Annotated in this window: 10 protein-coding genes; 2 read left to right on the plus strand and 8 right to left on the minus strand. The window is 40.9% G+C overall.

Going from position 1 to position 15,576, the window contains the following annotated elements; translation table 11 throughout:
- Window positions 1–147 precede the first annotated feature (147 nt).
- From J5M87_RS09560 to J5M87_RS09580, 5 genes are all read right to left on the minus strand, one after another.
- A complete protein-coding gene (locus J5M87_RS09560; protein ID WP_154607624.1) occupies window positions 148–1,059 on the minus strand; it encodes an aldo/keto reductase in 912 nt (303 codons plus the stop codon).
- Window positions 1,060–1,071: 12 nt separating this feature from the next.
- Window positions 1,072–2,085 carry a glycosyltransferase family 2 protein gene (locus J5M87_RS09565; RefSeq protein ID WP_154607625.1) on the minus strand — a complete coding sequence of 338 codons (1,014 nt, stop codon included), beginning with the start codon at window positions 2,083–2,085 and terminating at the stop codon, window positions 1,072–1,074.
- 70 nt (window positions 2,086–2,155) lie between these two features.
- Window positions 2,156–4,555 carry a glycoside hydrolase family 3 C-terminal domain-containing protein gene (locus tag J5M87_RS09570; RefSeq protein ID WP_154632435.1) on the minus strand — a complete coding sequence of 800 codons (2,400 nt, stop codon included), beginning with the start codon at window positions 4,553–4,555 and terminating at the stop codon, window positions 2,156–2,158.
- Between the two features lie 275 nt (window positions 4,556–4,830).
- Window positions 4,831–5,313: a GtrA family protein gene (locus J5M87_RS09575; protein WP_067091443.1), complete on the minus strand. Its 483-nt coding sequence runs from the start codon at window positions 5,311–5,313 to the stop codon at window positions 4,831–4,833.
- A gap of 59 nt (window positions 5,314–5,372) precedes the next feature.
- Window positions 5,373–8,264 carry a glycoside hydrolase family 3 protein gene (locus J5M87_RS09580; RefSeq protein ID WP_154607627.1) on the minus strand — a complete coding sequence of 964 codons (2,892 nt, stop codon included), beginning with the start codon at window positions 8,262–8,264 and terminating at the stop codon, window positions 5,373–5,375.
- A gap of 191 nt (window positions 8,265–8,455) precedes the next feature.
- Here J5M87_RS09580 and J5M87_RS09585 point away from each other — a divergent pair, with 191 nt between their 5' ends.
- A complete protein-coding gene (locus tag J5M87_RS09585; RefSeq protein WP_154607628.1) occupies window positions 8,456–9,169 on the plus strand; it encodes a LytR/AlgR family response regulator transcription factor in 714 nt (237 codons plus the stop codon).
- On the plus strand, window positions 9,166–10,479 hold the full coding sequence (locus J5M87_RS09590; protein ID WP_230082339.1) for a sensor histidine kinase: 1,314 nt from the start codon (window positions 9,166–9,168) through the stop codon (window positions 10,477–10,479). Before J5M87_RS09585 ends, J5M87_RS09590 begins: the two co-directional genes overlap by 4 nt.
- 1,030 nt (window positions 10,480–11,509) lie before the next feature.
- Here J5M87_RS09590 and J5M87_RS09595 read toward each other — a convergent pair.
- The 3 genes from J5M87_RS09595 to rpsD form a co-directional block, all read right to left on the minus strand.
- Window positions 11,510–12,865, minus strand: coding sequence for a metallophosphoesterase (locus J5M87_RS09595; RefSeq protein WP_154607629.1), 1,356 nt, complete (start codon window positions 12,863–12,865; stop codon window positions 11,510–11,512).
- A gap of 161 nt (window positions 12,866–13,026) precedes the next feature.
- A complete protein-coding gene (locus J5M87_RS09600; RefSeq protein ID WP_154607630.1) occupies window positions 13,027–14,541 on the minus strand; it encodes a flavocytochrome c in 1,515 nt (504 codons plus the stop codon).
- A 161-nt stretch (window positions 14,542–14,702) separates the two neighbouring features.
- Complete coding sequence (gene rpsD, locus J5M87_RS09605; RefSeq protein ID WP_067087439.1) at window positions 14,703–15,314, minus strand: 30S ribosomal protein S4; 612 nt, start codon at window positions 15,312–15,314, stop codon at window positions 14,703–14,705.
- Window positions 15,315–15,576: the final 262 nt, after the last annotated feature.

Genomic DNA, 15,576 nt, shown 5'->3' on the forward strand with positions numbered 1-15,576 from the left:
AGTGAATTTTCTCGAAAATCCTTGCTTGATAGAAAAAGGCTAGGTAAAAGTACCCGACCTTGTTTCTATTTACTATTCAGACTGTTTAAGGACACATCACACTAATCAAGCGGACAGCCAACATAGCTACTAACCAATCTCCTTCTGTTACGGTAGACTGTTTCCTGCGCTCGTGTAGATGTCATACCACTCAGGCCGTGTCAAGGTCACCTGTTCTGCTGCGGCAATGTTAGCCAACCGATCAGGATTCATAGAACCTACAATAGTCTGAATCTTAGCAGGATGGCGCAAAATCCAGGCTACGACAATTGCTTCACGTGAAACATGGTATTGCGCAGCTAAGCGCTCAATCGTCTGATTTAAGTTGGCATAATCTGGATGATCAACGAAAATTCCTCTTTGTAAATCAATCAGAAATGGCGACCAGGCCTGAACGGTTACTCCTTTCAAGCGGCAATAGTCTAAGACACCGCCATCTCGGACAGTTGCTCCATCTTCTTTCATATTGACATGTAAGCCCATATCAATAAGGGGAGTATGGGCAGGTGAAAATTGCAACTGATTGACCACCAAAGGCTCATCCAAATAAGACTGGAGTAATTCCATTTGATAGGAATTTTGATTGCTGACACCGAAGTGGCGGACTTTCCCAGCTTGTTTCAACTGACTAAAGGCTTCTGCAACCTCTTCTGGCTCCATTAAGGCATCTGGACGATGAAGGGCTAGGACATCGAGATAATCAGTTCCCAATCGTTTTAATATCTCATCGACAGAAGTTAGGATATGCTCTTTTGAAAAATCAAAATATCCCTTGCGAATACCGCATTTAGATTGCAGAATGTACTCCTCACGACGGATGCCCAATTCGTTCACAGCTGCTGCAAACCGAAGCTCTGATTCCCCACCACCATAAATGTCTGCATGGTCAAAAAACGTAATGCCATTTTCTAAAGCCGTTTTAACAACTACTTGAGCTGCTGATGCCTCCAAACTGGCCATGCGCATACAGCCTAGTGCGATTCGAGAGACTTCTAGTCCTGTTTTCCCCAATTTTTGCATTGATTTCTCCTATCAATTAAATCCGTAAATGCTCTTTGCAATCTTGTAGACAGCGTTTGAAATCTTCCGTCCTGGGTAGCCATATAAGTTGGTCAATTGACCCAACAAGCCACTGCGAACGATTTTAAAGAGGGCTGGATTATTGTCTTGAATGTATTTCCACAATTCTTGCTTTTTCATCATATGCTCTGCTGTCCCACCTCGATTAAGAAGGGCACAAGAGATAATGGTCGTAATCTCCACATGATTGAGTAAATAGCTTCGCAAATCAGGTTGATCAATGGCATCCAAGTCCAAACTGTCCACCAAGATACGATTCACCTTCAGCTGCTGGTCAATCCGCTTAATCATTACCGATTCATTAACGGACTGGTCGTGACGCCCAATAAAATAACGGTAGAAATCAACCGGCAGATAATACATGGTCTTGACAGCTTGTAGCGGTGTAAAGACGAAAATATTGTCTACATAAAAGGTATGCTCTGGTAACACCAAACCTACTTCTCTTAGCAGGTCTGTCCGATAAATCAGCGAATGCATCATCATATATTGGCCCTTTGAAAAGGCTGCTACATCATCCCAAGTAAAAATACGCTCAGTCGGCAAGACATTCTGGTAATTCATGCTCTTCTTACGAGATTGTCCCTCTTTTTCATAGACAAAATTCGAGATAAAAGCATCTACGGACTGACCCTTATTTTCGAGACTTGTCAAGGTTTCAAGGATTTTGAGGTAGGCTCTCGTATCGACCCAGTCATCGCTATCTACTACCTTAAAATAGCGACCTGTAGCCTCCCGCATACCAGTATTTACTGCTCCACCATGGCCCTTATTTTCTTGATAAATCGCTCGAACATTGGCATACTTGGCTGCTAGTTGTTCCGCAATTTCTTGTGTACGATCGCTTGAACCGTCATTGACAATTAAAATTTCGACTAAATCACCTCCAACAACGAGTGATTCAACACAGTAATGTAGATATTCTTGCGCATTGTAACTCGGAATGGCAATACTTAATAAAGTCATCTCCTACTCCCTATCAATGAATTATCTGCCAGCTCAAGCTGGCAGATTTTTTATTTATTTTACCATAATTTTACGAAAGTTGCTTTTGGTAACTGTTCTTGGCACGAAAGGCTTTCCATAATTGGCTAACACCTTTTATAAAGTGACCATTCACGATGACTAAAATAGCTGCAACCATTTGTTGATCCAACATGCCGCCTGTCATTTTAGCAAGCGCTCTAAATGGCATATTGTAAAGGAACAGTAAGTTCAGGTCTGGTTTTCCTTTCTTTTCAGCTTTTTTCAATAAATGATGTAGCAATTTATAAATCAAGCGAGCCAATCCACTCTTGGCATACTGCAACTTCAATAAGGGATCGTTGAGTCGCAATTCTTGACCAATTGTCCAAGATTCCACGGGTACTGGTCGGCCTAGCAAACGAGCAAACTCTTCATCTGTCACCTGATCAACCTGACCAGATTGATAGCGTTCTAGTCCTGCCATATCAGGTAATTGATCAGTTGTAGCTGCTTGCGTTACTTCTGCCACCAAACGAATATCTGACACACTTGTACCGATGTAAAGCTGATAGACTCCTCCTTCAACTTCAAAGGAATTGGTCAAGGTATTGAAGTAACGGAAAGTCTTATCATCAAAGGAAATCGTTATTTCTTTTGATTGACCTGCTTCCAAATACACTTTTGCAAAACCTTTTAATTCTTTTTTGGGACGGAAAATAGCGCCGTCTTCTTTCCCCACATACAATTGCACGACTTCAGCACCAGCACAAGTACCCGTATTGGTCACGGTTACAGAAATTCCTGTTTCGTGAACAAGGAGATCGCTATAAGCAAAGGTTGTATAGGACAGTCCATACCCAAATGGATAGTGAACAGCTTTCTTACTGGTATCGAAATACCGGTAGCCAACGTATAGACCCTCGCGATAGAGTGCATAATCACCCTCAGCAGGAAAATCTTTCGAAGAAGGGACGTCTGCCAGATTCACTGGATAGGTCTCACTTAATTTTCCGCTTGGGTTGACGATACCAGTCAGCGCATCCAGCATGGCTCTTGCCCCCGCTTCACCTGCCAAATAACCATGAATTACTGCTTTTACATGCTGAGTCCAACTCATATCAACGACAGAACCTGCTGATAGGACTACGACAATATTCTCATGAACTGCTGCTAATTTCCCAAGTAAATAAAGCTGATTTTGCGGCAAATTCAAATGGCTACGATCTAGCCCCTCACTCTCACTAATTTCATCCAAGCCCATGTAATATAAGACAGTATCCGCTTGCTTCGCCAAGGCAATCGCTTCTGTCACCAAGGTTTCATCTGGTTGGTCAATTCGCTGGTAACCCTGTGCATAGCCAACAACTGTTAAGGAATAATCCACAATGCTATCCACCGTATTTTCTACCTGTCTAGCGTTAATAAGGGAAGAACCTGCTCCTTGATAACGTGGATTTTGAGCAAATTCTCCAATTATAGCAACTGTTTTTTCTGCTTTAAGTGGGAGGATTTGTTCGTCATTTTTTAGTAAGACAATACTTTCTGCAGCTGCTCGTTGCGCTAGACGGTGCTGTCCCTCAGGATGAATGCTACGCTTTTCTTGTGCTGCTAATTCTAAGACAACCTGCAACAGCTCATCCACGCGCTCATCGAGCACACGTTCAGACAGACGCCCAGATTGGACTGCAACAATCAATTCCTTTTGACCAACCGTTGTCGTGCCTGGCATTTCCAGATGACTGCCATTTTCAACTCCAAGAACATGGTCATTTGAGCCACCCCAGTCTGAGACCACAAAGCCTGTAAAGCCCCATTCATCCCGTAAAATATCTCGTAACAATCGTTTATCTTCATTAGCATAAATCCCATTGATCTTATTATAAGCAGACATAATCGCCTTCGGATTTCCTTCACGAACAGCGATTTCAAATCCTGTCAGATAAATTTCACGCAGTGTGCGCTCATCTACGACGGAATCAGAAGCCATACGACGAAGCTCTTGACTATTTACCGCAAAATGTTTTGGCGTAGCTGCTACACCTTGAGATTGCAGACCACGGATCATAGCTGCTGCCATTTTTCCTGCCTGATATGGATCTTCTGAATAATATTCAAAATTACGTCCACACAAGGGATTCCGCTTGATATTGAGTCCAGGTCCCAAGACCACATGAACACCCAAACTACTTGCTTCTGCCCCTAAGGCTACCCCAACTTCTTCCACCAAATTTGGATCCCAACTATTTGCAAGAGTCGCTGCTGTTGGGAAGCAAGTCGCTGGAACGGAAGCATTCAAGCCTAGGTGATCTCCACTTCCTTCTTGCTTACGAATACCGTGTGGCCCGTCTGATAGAAAAACGGACGGAATTCCTTTTTCTGGAAAATCCTTGGTTTCCCAAACAGACTTACCAGACATCAGAGCTGCTTTTTCTGCTAAGGTTAATTGCTCAATAATCTCACGATGTTTCATACTTTTCCCCACTTATACTCTATAAAAAATCAAAATCTGACTAGGCAACGAAACTGTAGGTAGAACTAGAGTTCAGCAAGATGAATTAACGACGTCAGATATTGATGTTTGATGAGTAGTATTTCTATTCTACTGAACCTATCATAGCAAAGAAGAACAAGAATTAAAACGCTTTCTTCATAAATTGACAAGTTTCCGACATAATCTGTTTTCAACAATTGAAGGGGATACAAAATTCCCCCAACGGCTCAGCATTGGGGGAATAGCATTTTCCATTATTTCATAATGACAAATTTCATCATCGGATAGTTAACGGCAACTTGGACAAGGATATTAACCCAGTTGGCAGCCGTTTGAGCCCAGCCTAAGCTCAAGCCCCATGATGTGAATAACTGAGTGGAATAGGGTGGTAAGACAATGGATAAGATACCTGCCACAACCACCGTCAAGATATACCAATGGAGGGTTTTTGATATATCATTTTCCGCTCCAAAAACCAATTTCCGCTGAACAATATAGTTCACAATCTGCGCAACAACATAAGCTAACAGGAAGGATAGAAATCCATTTAAACCACCATGATCTGCTGCTGTATAATGGAAAATCAGCCAGTGAAAATCTTGCCCTGAAAAAGCGGTAAATAGAAAGTTTGTTGACAACCACAGAACTGCGAAATTCGTAATCGTTGCAATATTTGATAAAACATTAAACTTAATAAATTCCCACAAATCAGGATGTTTGGCAATCCACTCTTTCATACTTCTCCTTCTAATAAGAGAGGAGGACGAATCGTCCTCACACCTCTTCGTTCATTATGCTACTTCTTTTTCTTTGCAGTTAGTTTCACAAGACCAAGCCCTACTAGCGCAACCAGAACAATGTTTGCCGCTACAAGGACAACCAACCACCATTTTGTTTTTGGTTTGTAAATATCAAGTGCTGCTGAATGTGCAATGGTATATAAGATATTTTTACTTGCTTGACGAAGGGCTGCAACTCCTTCTTTCGTACCAGTAGAAAGAGCTGTTGGATCATCTCCTACAGGAGTCAGCATCAAGTCTCCGCCGTTACGAATCGCTTGGTCAGGACTCATGTAATTTTGACCATCAAAGTCTGTAATTACCATACCGTGGAAGCCCCACTCGTCACGTAAAACCGTATTCAATAGGTCACTGTTTCCACCAGCCCAAAGAGTACCAATGCGGTTGAAGGAAGACATGATTGCTGTTGCGCCACCTTCCTTGACTGGAAGTTCAAAGGCTTTGAGGTAGACTTCACGAATCGCTTGCTCGTTTGACCAAGTTGCAACACCTTCACGATTGTCTTCTTGATCGTTGAGAGCAAAGTGTTTGGTAAAGGTATAGACACCATTGTCAAGGGCTTTTTTCACTAGGGCAGAAGCCATTTTACCTGATACGACAGGATCTTCTGAATAGTATTCAAAGTTTCGACCGGAGAATGGAGAACGGTGAATATTCACTGCAGGAGCGTACAAACCGACAATTCCATGAGCCAAGGCTTCTTTTGCAAAAGCATCACCCATTTCTTCAGCAAGCGCTGTATTCCAAGTAGAGGCGACAACCACTTCTGAATTGTATTGGATTCCCTTGATGCCTTGGAAGATACCGTTGATTCCCGCAGGTCCGTCAAGATCCACTACTGCCGGTTTATCAACTGATTTAACCGCAATCGTTGCATAACCACCATGCCCAATCAAGGCAGTCATCTCAGCTACTGTCATTTGAGCAACCAATTTTTCCCAACGTTCATCATCATAATCTGCGCCAACAAGATCTGCCAAACGAAGACCATTCTTTTCAGCTTCTACCTTGTCAACTGGTGTTTCAGCATCGGCATCAATTCGGAAGTTTTCACGATCGACTTCTTTTGCAACCGCATCTGTTGCTTCCTTGTCCTTCGTCCGTTCCGTTGGAAGTGTTCCTTCCCAATCGTTACGAGTCACATAGTTAACATCACCTACTGCATATTCAAAGGCATTTGTTACCTCAGCCTTATCAGATGTGCGTTGTGTGCGTACTTCTTTTTGAGCAACGGTATAAGTCTTCGAATCGAGCACATCATGAGCATTGTTCATCAATTTAATCTCATAATTTCCAGCATCCAAGACATAGGCTTTTTCATTTTTCTCATCATAGGATGCAAGGTCATCACGGTCAAAGCGAATAGCTAATTCTTCACTCTTACCTGGCTCAAGTTCCTCTGTTTTACCAAATCCAGCAAGAACGACGTGCGATTTCTCAATGCCACCAGCTGTATATGGTGCTGTATAGTAGACTTGCGCTACATCTTTACCAGCAACCTCACCAGTGTTTGTGACCTTCACTTTCACTTCAATCTCATCACCATCTTCTTTCATGCTGGTGATTTCTTGTTTAAAGTTGGTATAAGATAGACCATATCCGAATGGGTATTGAACCGCTTTTTGATACGCTGCTTCATCTACTTTGCCTGTCACATTATCTACAAAACGTGTTTCGTAGTAACGATAGCCGACATAGATTCCTTCTTGGTAATTGACAAATTTGTAGTTAAAGGTTTGTGGTTCTTTTGCACCCCATGGAGTATTTTCATAGGTAATATTTGTATAAGAGAAGTCTCCTGTATTCCAGTATGTTGGAGCAGAAGCCATATCATAGGCATAGGTATCTACCAAACGACCTGACGGATTGACCTCACCTGCTAAGATGCGCGCTACACCATCAAGACCTGTTGAACCTGGTCCACCAATCCAAAGGGCTGCATCGACACCTTCATCTTCTAGGAAACCAAGCTCCATCGCATTAGATGAATTCACTAAGACGACGACTTTATCAAAGTTTTTCTTAACGGTTTCAAGCATGTCTTTTTCAACATCTTGAAGCTCCAGATAATGCTTATCTGCTTGCCCTTGCTCATAATCTTTCATGGATTGAGGAAGATCTGCCCCTTCACCACCATTACGAGAAATGACAACAAGAGCCGTATCTGAGAAAGCCTTGGCATTTTTCAATAACTCTTCCGAATACTTGTCTTGACTTGGCTCATAGATATTGTAATCTCCACCGTTTAATGAGAAGATATTGGTTCCCTCTTTTTTCGGTAAGTTTTCTTTATAAAAATCGGTCAATTCAGTATTGACTTTAAAACCTGCATTTTCAAGACCCTGTTGCAAGTTGATATTTTTTGATTCATCGGCTGAACCCGAACCTGAACCACCGTAGGTCACTGCAACAGAAGAAATCCCAAATACATTGACTTTTGATGATTTTTCAAGTGGCAAGGTTTTCTGCTTGTTCTCCAAAAGAACCGTACCTTCTTCTTGAATCTTTGTCACCAATTGTTTGGAAACTGCTTCTGCATCCTTGATTTTACCTTCATCGGCATAAGAGGGTGCAAAATAGGTGTCAATCACGTTTACAAACATGTTCACCGCATAGTTAGCACCTACAATCACAATACTGAGTAGTGACAGCAATCCCATTGCAACCTTGCTCTTAACTGTTTTCAACGGCTTGTTCTGCACAATTCGGTAAATCGCATATGCCAGTAAAGCAACTACTGCAACTGAAGCGACAATCAAGGTCGTCTTTACCATACCCGCTGCATCCCATGACTGATAGGATTTAGCATAATCTTCAGCAGCTACTGGAACACTAAGGAGTGTACCAGCAGATACCAAAGCTAGTCCTTTGTTTTTCCAAGTCTTCATAAGACCCTCCTAAATAATTCAATGGCTTGAAAGCCTTTTCTTTTTATAAACCTACTTTACCAAATCAAACAATCTGTGAAAACCCTTTCTTCATAATCTGTCATTTAGACTGCATAATTTGTCTTTTTTCAAATAGTATTTTCTTTTTCTAATTTTTGGTATACTAAAGAAAACAGATAGAAAGGACTAGTATGAACATCGCAATTGTAGAAGACCAAAAAGTCGAGCAAGAACGACTCAGTAAGTATATTCACAACTACTGCCAAAAGATCAAACGCCCTGTAGATATCACCTGTTTTAACGACGGTATTGATATTATTAGTGACTACCAGCATCGCTTTGATATTATTTATTTGGATGTGGAAATGGAAATCATGGACGGTATGACGACTGCTCAAAAAATTCGCGCAGTAGATAAGGAAGTCTTGATTGTCTTTGTAACCAACCATTCTCAGGTAGCCATTCAGGGATATTCTGTTGAAGCAATCGACTTTCTCCTCAAACCGCTTAGCAACTTCGTTTTTGAAGAACATTTCAAAAAAATGCTCCGAAAACTACCAAGCTCCGAAGAGGAGCAGCACTATCTCTATGTTAAAAATAAGGCTTCCACTTTTAAAATTCCTCAAAAAGATATCTATTATCTGGAAAGTGACGGCCACCAACTCCATATCCATAGCAAGCAAGAAACCATTACCATTAGCAATACCTTAAAAAATATGGAGCAATTGCTCGATAAAAAGAGTTTCTTTCGTTCTAATTCCGGCTATATTGTTAATCTCGCTTATGTGGAAAAAATCGAAGGCAATCTAGCCTATATCAAGGGAGAACCCTTGCAAATCAGTCGACCTCGTAAGAAAGATTTCATGACTGCTCTGACCAATTACATCGGAGACACCTTGCTATGATGACACACTTTCCAGATATTCCACGAGTCTATACCGCACTATCTGAAGCAGTCGCCTGTTGCTTGGTCTGTCTTCCCCTGATTATCAACATGGAATGGTTGCGAAAAGTGAGAACCTTGCTTCTCATCTTTCCGGCTCAAATTCTACTGCAACTCCTAGCTGGCCAATTCCCTATCCTCTTGTGGACAATCGGCATGGGTATCAATATCTCTTGGATGTTTGCCTCAATTTACCTACTGGGTGTTAAACAACATAAGACTGCCCTTTATTTGACTGCAAAGGCCTTTATCGCTGCAGAATTAGTCGCCTCTCTTGCCTGGCATCTTTACTGCCTCACGATTTATTCACAACCTGTGGATAACTTGTGGACACAGGCTCTTTTTATGGGAGTCATTTCCAGCATCTCTTTCCTTCTCTTCTATCAGCAAAATCGAAAAATCAACCTAGAAGAGCTGCAAAATAGTATTGAAAAACGAGAGGTTTGGGTCGCTGTTTTTACTTCATTAACCATTTTTATTTTAAGTAATATTGGGTTTATCCTCTCTGGGACACCCCAATTTCAAGATTCAACAAGTATCTTTATCCTCAGAACGACGGTCAATTTCTCTGGTATTCTACTCCTTCTCACACAAGAGTCCCAGCAATACGATCGCTATCTACGTGAAGAATTGGTTGCCATCCACAACATGTTCCAACTGCAGTATAAACAATACCAAGCCTATCGAGAAAATAATGATCTCATCAGCCGAAAAGCCCATGATCTCAAGCATCAGCTCTACATTATCCAACAAGAAGCAGACAAGCAAAAGCAACAACAATACCTCCAGGAAATGACAGTAGCCATTCAGAATTTTGAAGCTAAGATTGAGACAGGAAATCCCGTCCTTGATACGATTTTGACACAAAAAAATCAATACTGTCTCCAAAACGGTATCAATTTTACTTGTATCGTACAGGGTCAGCTTCTCCATTTCATGGACATTATGGACATCTCTGCTCTTTTTGGAAATGCGATTGACAATGCCATTGAAGCTGTGGAAAAAATCAGCCAAGCCGAGCAACGTCTTATGACTTTAAAAGTCTCTCAACACAGCCAATTTATCGTCATTCGACTCGATAATTATGACACTTCTAATCTTGACTTATCCACAGGACAATTTCCCAGCACTTCAAAAGAAGATAAAAATCTCCATGGTATCGGCCTGAAAAGTATGGACTTTATTGTCCAAAAATACGGCGGCAGTCTAACACTCAACAAGGAGGACAACTGGGTTCAACTAAAAATCTTACTTCCTGTGGAAAACAGTTAATACTCTATTCATATCCAAATCAGCATTTTTCGATACTTTATTGGGTAGTGCAAGCAATCTCCCTCGGAGTTTCATTGCTAAAATATCCATATTTAAACACCTTCGACTTACTGTACTTCCAAGCTGACATCATCACTCTCCTAACATTGTCAATGCAACCAATTTCTATTTTTTAAGGGTATAAATGGTGGATCCGTTGGTTATTTTTGAATGTCAATGAGTATACTACTTTATAAAATCTGATTAATACCAAAAACTGAAGACAATTGAAAATGGGGGAGGAAAAAATCTCCCCAATCGTTCAGAAATGTGTGGTATACTCTATAAAAATCAACATCTGACTAGGTTCCACAATTGAGAATTGTGGAAGGTGATAGATAAAACTAGCGTAGCTTGTGTCCTAAAAACCGCAGGGTAACCGAGGGGAGCTGAGGATTATTTCATAATCCTTAAGAACGTAGACAAACCCTCTAAGCGACAGAAAAGTAGCAAATTCAAAGTGTGGATATCATCTTGAAGCAACTCTTAAAAATACTGATATAGCGGTATTATTAAGAGTTTTTTATTTCTCAAGTAAAAGAAAAAAGCTTGAAGAAAATTGCCAAAAATGGACTTTTTCTTCAAGCTGAGGATTATTTCATAATCCTTATTTCCAATCTTCAACAGTCCGCTGGACTGTTGAAGCAAGGTAAATTAACAACAGGAAAAACTGATTGTTACCGAGCTTACTATCCTAGTCAAAAAGCCCTAATCGGGCTTTCAACCGCACAATTCAGAAAAACATTACAATGATATTTAAATTTCTGTAGTTTTAAGGTTAGAAAATTTGCGAGCGTAGCGAGCACAATACCGCCACCTCCGCCGTGCTAAAAGTGGGAGTGAGACAGAAGTCGTGATTTCGTTGAAATCGATTATCCTCGCTCCTTTGTTTCTGGGCTCGGGCTAAATTTTACTCCGAAGGAAGTCGCTGATGTCCGAAAGCACATGAGGACGGTAGCAATAAAAAGACTTTTTCTTCAAGCTGAAAGCCCTAATCGGGCTTTTTCTGCTTCCATTCGATTTCTACATGATCAACAGCTCCCTCTTTCATTTCATCTATCATCATGTCTATATGATCTACCAATCTACTTTGAGGTTCTTGTTTCAAGAGAGTTGCATAAGCTGGGTGTTGATAGATTTTTTCTTCAAACCATTCCTCCGTCAAACGTTCACCTGAAAAAAAGGCAAGATTGAGCGGTGTCATAATGTCTGACAGTTGATCTGCCAATTGCCGGTCATAAGCTGCATCATCATGTAAGGCAGTATGAACCATAATGTCACTTGACCGTTGAAAGACATCCATTAAATATTTTTGATGATCTGCTAAATCAGGATTCGCATTGTTTTTCCACAAGTCAACATCAAGTCTGGTTTGTTGATAAATGAGACGATTCTCTTTTAAAGATAGACGACCAATGGTCATAGGATACATAGAAAAAGCGCCATTTACAACCTCTATAAGCTGCGATTGTTTTCCTGTTGATTGAGTGATGTGCTGGGTATGAATATGACCAGAAAAGGTTAGTGTAATACCATACTGATCATACAATTCTCGCAAATCAACAGCATTATCCAGTGTAAATCCACTCGTCGGCGTAGCGTGCTGGTCCAAGACATTATGGTGCATAATCGGAATCACCTGAACTCCCGCTTCCCTAGCCTCCTGCAATTGGGAAGTTATCCAGGTCAACGTTTCCTTTTTCAATCGCCCATTCGTCGCAGGAGCACCCTTTCCTAGACCGTCGGCATAGATATTACTATCAATCATCAATAACCAAAGATTTGTAAAGGGCTTTGCCATATAACTAAGAGAAGATTTATCCCGTTGACTGGCCTGGGCATAACCAAAATCTGTAAAGATTTTTTCAAAGTCCTGTTTGGTGACTTGTGCTGTCTTAACCTGATTCTCATCCTTAAATTCACGCGCCCAACCACTGGCAATATCATGATTTCCTGGAATAACCAATACTTCTGTACCAACAGCTTCCATTACGTTGAACTGTTCTGCCAAGTCTTCCATACTCTTTTTTTCACCATTTAGGCTCAAATCCCCACTAACAAGGAGTAACTTAGGCTTCTCTTTCTTCACTTGAGCCACCAAGGCATCCATTCTTTCCTTACTATAGCGGACATCTTTTCCTGCTGCTGTGTTTTGAATAATGGAAAAAGCCTTACCATTATCGTGCAGACTTGGAGATAGGTAATGCATATCGGTTACAATCCAAATTTGCTCAGATTCAGTCCACTCTTTTGCTAAATAAGAAGCTTGATGCACTTGTTTGGGCATCAAAAAATAGCCAATCAATGCCCCTAAACACACTAAATAAAGCCAATAACGCTTCTTCATACAACCTCCTCCATTCTCTTTCTTATTATACCATCTTCTGCTATTTTTTGAAGAAGCCTAGCATGATTCAATAGATGAATTGGATTTTATAGGAAAGAAAACTTTATACTCGATAAAAAATAAGAGGCTGAGAACGAGCCTCAACCTCCTTATTCACTAGATTATTTTTTCACAAATTTCGCAGATTGTTCACCAGCTTGGCGACCAAATACGATAATATCTGCAACGGCATTACCACCGATACGGTTTTTACCGTGAACACCACCTGTTACTTCTCCAGCTGCGTAAAGACCTGGAATTGCCTGACCTTCTTTGTTCAATACTTCTGTATTGGTGTTAATTTTAAGACCACCCATTGTGTGGTGTACTCCCGGTGCAATTTTGATTGCATAGTAAGGAGCTTTATCTAAAGCATGATCCATACCGCTTGAACGACCAAATGCTGCATCACTTTTATCTGCAACAGCCTTGTTCCATGTATCCAAGGTTGTTTGTAAGGCATCTGCTGGAACATCAATTGCTTTTGCCAAATCTGCAAGTGTTTCACCTGATTTCACAAGACCTTTTTTCTCATATTGAGCAATTGCTTTTACGCGGTCTTTCAAGGCTGAATCAAACACCACGTAAGCATAGTTTGGCTCTAAACCATTGATTGCTGCAGAAACTTTATCACGAGTTTCCAATTCATTGAAGAAACGCTCACCTTTTGCATTCACCAAAATAGCACCTTCTCCACGAATAGCTTCTGTAATCAAGTACGATTTTTCTTGCTCAACCGTTGGGTGAATTTGGATTTGTTCCATATCAACTGTTGCAGCACCCTTTGCTTCTGCAAGAGCAATACCATCACCTGTTGATCCTGGTTGGTTCGTTGTTACATAACCTTTTAGTTTTGGATTCAATTGGGCAACTTTTTCTAAATCAGCACCGAAACCACCTGTTGCAATCACAACCGCTTTAGCTGCAACTTTCTTAGTTTTGCCATCAATTTTAACTTCAACGCCTGAAATCTTACCGTCTTTTTCTTCAAGATTTGTCACATCAGCATTGACGAACATTGGAATCTTGCGCTCTGTCAGATTGTGATAAAGACCAGTTACAAGGTAACCACCGACCGCTGAACCATCTGCTGGACGGTGAGTTCGTTTTTCACTCATACCACCAGTTGTTGTAATGTTGCTAAGAGTAATACCCATACCATCTAACCAGTCGATTGCAGAGGCTGAGTTATCTACTAAATAGCGAAGCAATTCTGGATCGTTTGTTCCGCCACCACCTTTAAGGGTTTCTTCGTAGAATTTATCGTTTGAATCGTTGATTCCCTCTTTATCTTGGAATTTTGTTTGAGAAGCATTCATACCTGCAGATGATTTTGCAGTATTTCCACCTACTTCTCCCATTTTCTCAAGGACAGCTACGCTTGCACCTGCATCGTGAGCAGAAACTGCTGCAGCCATACCCGCACCACCTGAACCGATAACAACCACATCATAGCTGTCTTTTAATTCTGACGGATCTGTATAGACCTTCTCTGATGCTCCTGAAACAGCTTCTTCTTTAGAAGATGAAGCAGGGGTTGACGATTCTGCTGTATTGGTTGATTTACTTCCACAAGCAATCAAGAAAACAGCAGCGAACAAACTTAGTAAGGCACCTAGCCAAACTTTCTTCTTCATATTAAACCTTCTCCTTTTTTTAAGTTACCGTATTATTTTACCCTATTTACCAATCGGTTGCAATAGATTTTGTAATTATTTTCACAAATAAATTGATTTTCATTTTCATATAAAACAAAAAAACCCACTTGCGTAGGCTTTCTGTAAGATAATTCTTAAAATTAAAGCATTTTGTTGTAGAATTCAACGACAAGTGCTTCGTTAATTTCTGGGTTGATTTCGTCGCGTTCTGGAAGGCGAGTTAATGAACCTTCTAATTTATCAGCATCGAATGATACGAATGCTGGACGTCCAAGAGTTGCTTCAACTGCTTCAAGGATTGCAGGTACTTTCAATGATTTTTCACGAACTGAAATCACTTGACCTACTTCAACACGGTAGCTAGGAATGTCAACGCGTTTTCCGTCAACAAGGATATGACCGTGGTTTACAAATTGACGTGCTTGACGACGAGTAGTTGCAAGACCTAAACGGTAAACAACGTTGTCCAAACGACGCTCAAGAAGAAGCATGAAGTTAAAACCAAGGATTCCGCCTTTGATTTTTGTAGCTTGTACGAACAAGTTACGGAATTGCTTCTCACCCACACCGTAAGAGAAACGAAGTTTTTGTTTTTCAGCCAATTGCAAACCGTATTCTGACAATTTGCTGCGGTTGTTTGGTCCATGTTGACCTGGTACGTAGTTACGACGAGCAAGTTCTTTACCTGTACCTGTAAGTGACAAACCAAGACGACGAGCTTGTTTCCAAGATGGTCCTGTATAACGTGACATAAGAATGTCCTCCATAAAATAAATTTTTTATGGAAATAGTCTTTGAGAAATCCTGATTCGTGCAGGTACCCTTCGCCTACACAGCTAAGGTTACTTCTATTGCAAAGTACCTGTTGACGAGCTTCATATTCCTCTGCTGCTATTTCACACAAGGGATAGTATATCATAGAAAAAAGGCTTTGTAAAGCCTTTTGCATGTTTTATTCACGACGTACGCATGAAGAAAATGCATGTAACCATTTTCTAGCTACATGCATTTCTT

This window comes from Streptococcus sp. zg-86 (assembly GCF_017639855.1).
GTDB classification, from domain to species: domain Bacteria; phylum Bacillota; class Bacilli; order Lactobacillales; family Streptococcaceae; genus Streptococcus; species Streptococcus zhangguiae.

Bases quoted from the DNA above. Each gene is read 5' to 3' on its own strand.
- J5M87_RS09560 (WP_154607624.1), bottom strand. From the start codon at position 1,059: ATGCAAAAATTGGGGAAAACAGGACTAGAAGTCTCTCGAATCGCACTA.
- J5M87_RS09565 (WP_154607625.1), bottom strand. From the start codon at position 2,085: ATGACTTTATTAAGTATTGCCATTCCGAGTTACAATGCGCAAGAATAT.
- J5M87_RS09570 (WP_154632435.1), bottom strand. From the start codon at position 4,555: ATGAAACATCGTGAGATTATTGAGCAATTAACCTTAGCAGAAAAAGCA.
- J5M87_RS09575 (WP_067091443.1), bottom strand. From the start codon at position 5,313: ATGAAAGAGTGGATTGCCAAACATCCTGATTTGTGGGAATTTATTAAG.
- J5M87_RS09580 (WP_154607627.1), bottom strand. From the start codon at position 8,264: ATGAAGACTTGGAAAAACAAAGGACTAGCTTTGGTATCTGCTGGTACA.
- J5M87_RS09585 (WP_154607628.1), top strand. From the start codon at position 8,456: ATGAACATCGCAATTGTAGAAGACCAAAAAGTCGAGCAAGAACGACTC.
- J5M87_RS09590 (WP_230082339.1), top strand. From the start codon at position 9,166: ATGATGACACACTTTCCAGATATTCCACGAGTCTATACCGCACTATCT.
- J5M87_RS09595 (WP_154607629.1), bottom strand. From the start codon at position 12,865: ATGAAGAAGCGTTATTGGCTTTATTTAGTGTGTTTAGGGGCATTGATT.
- J5M87_RS09600 (WP_154607630.1), bottom strand. From the start codon at position 14,541: ATGAAGAAGAAAGTTTGGCTAGGTGCCTTACTAAGTTTGTTCGCTGCT.
- rpsD (WP_067087439.1), bottom strand. From the start codon at position 15,314: ATGTCACGTTATACAGGACCATCTTGGAAACAAGCTCGTCGTCTTGGT.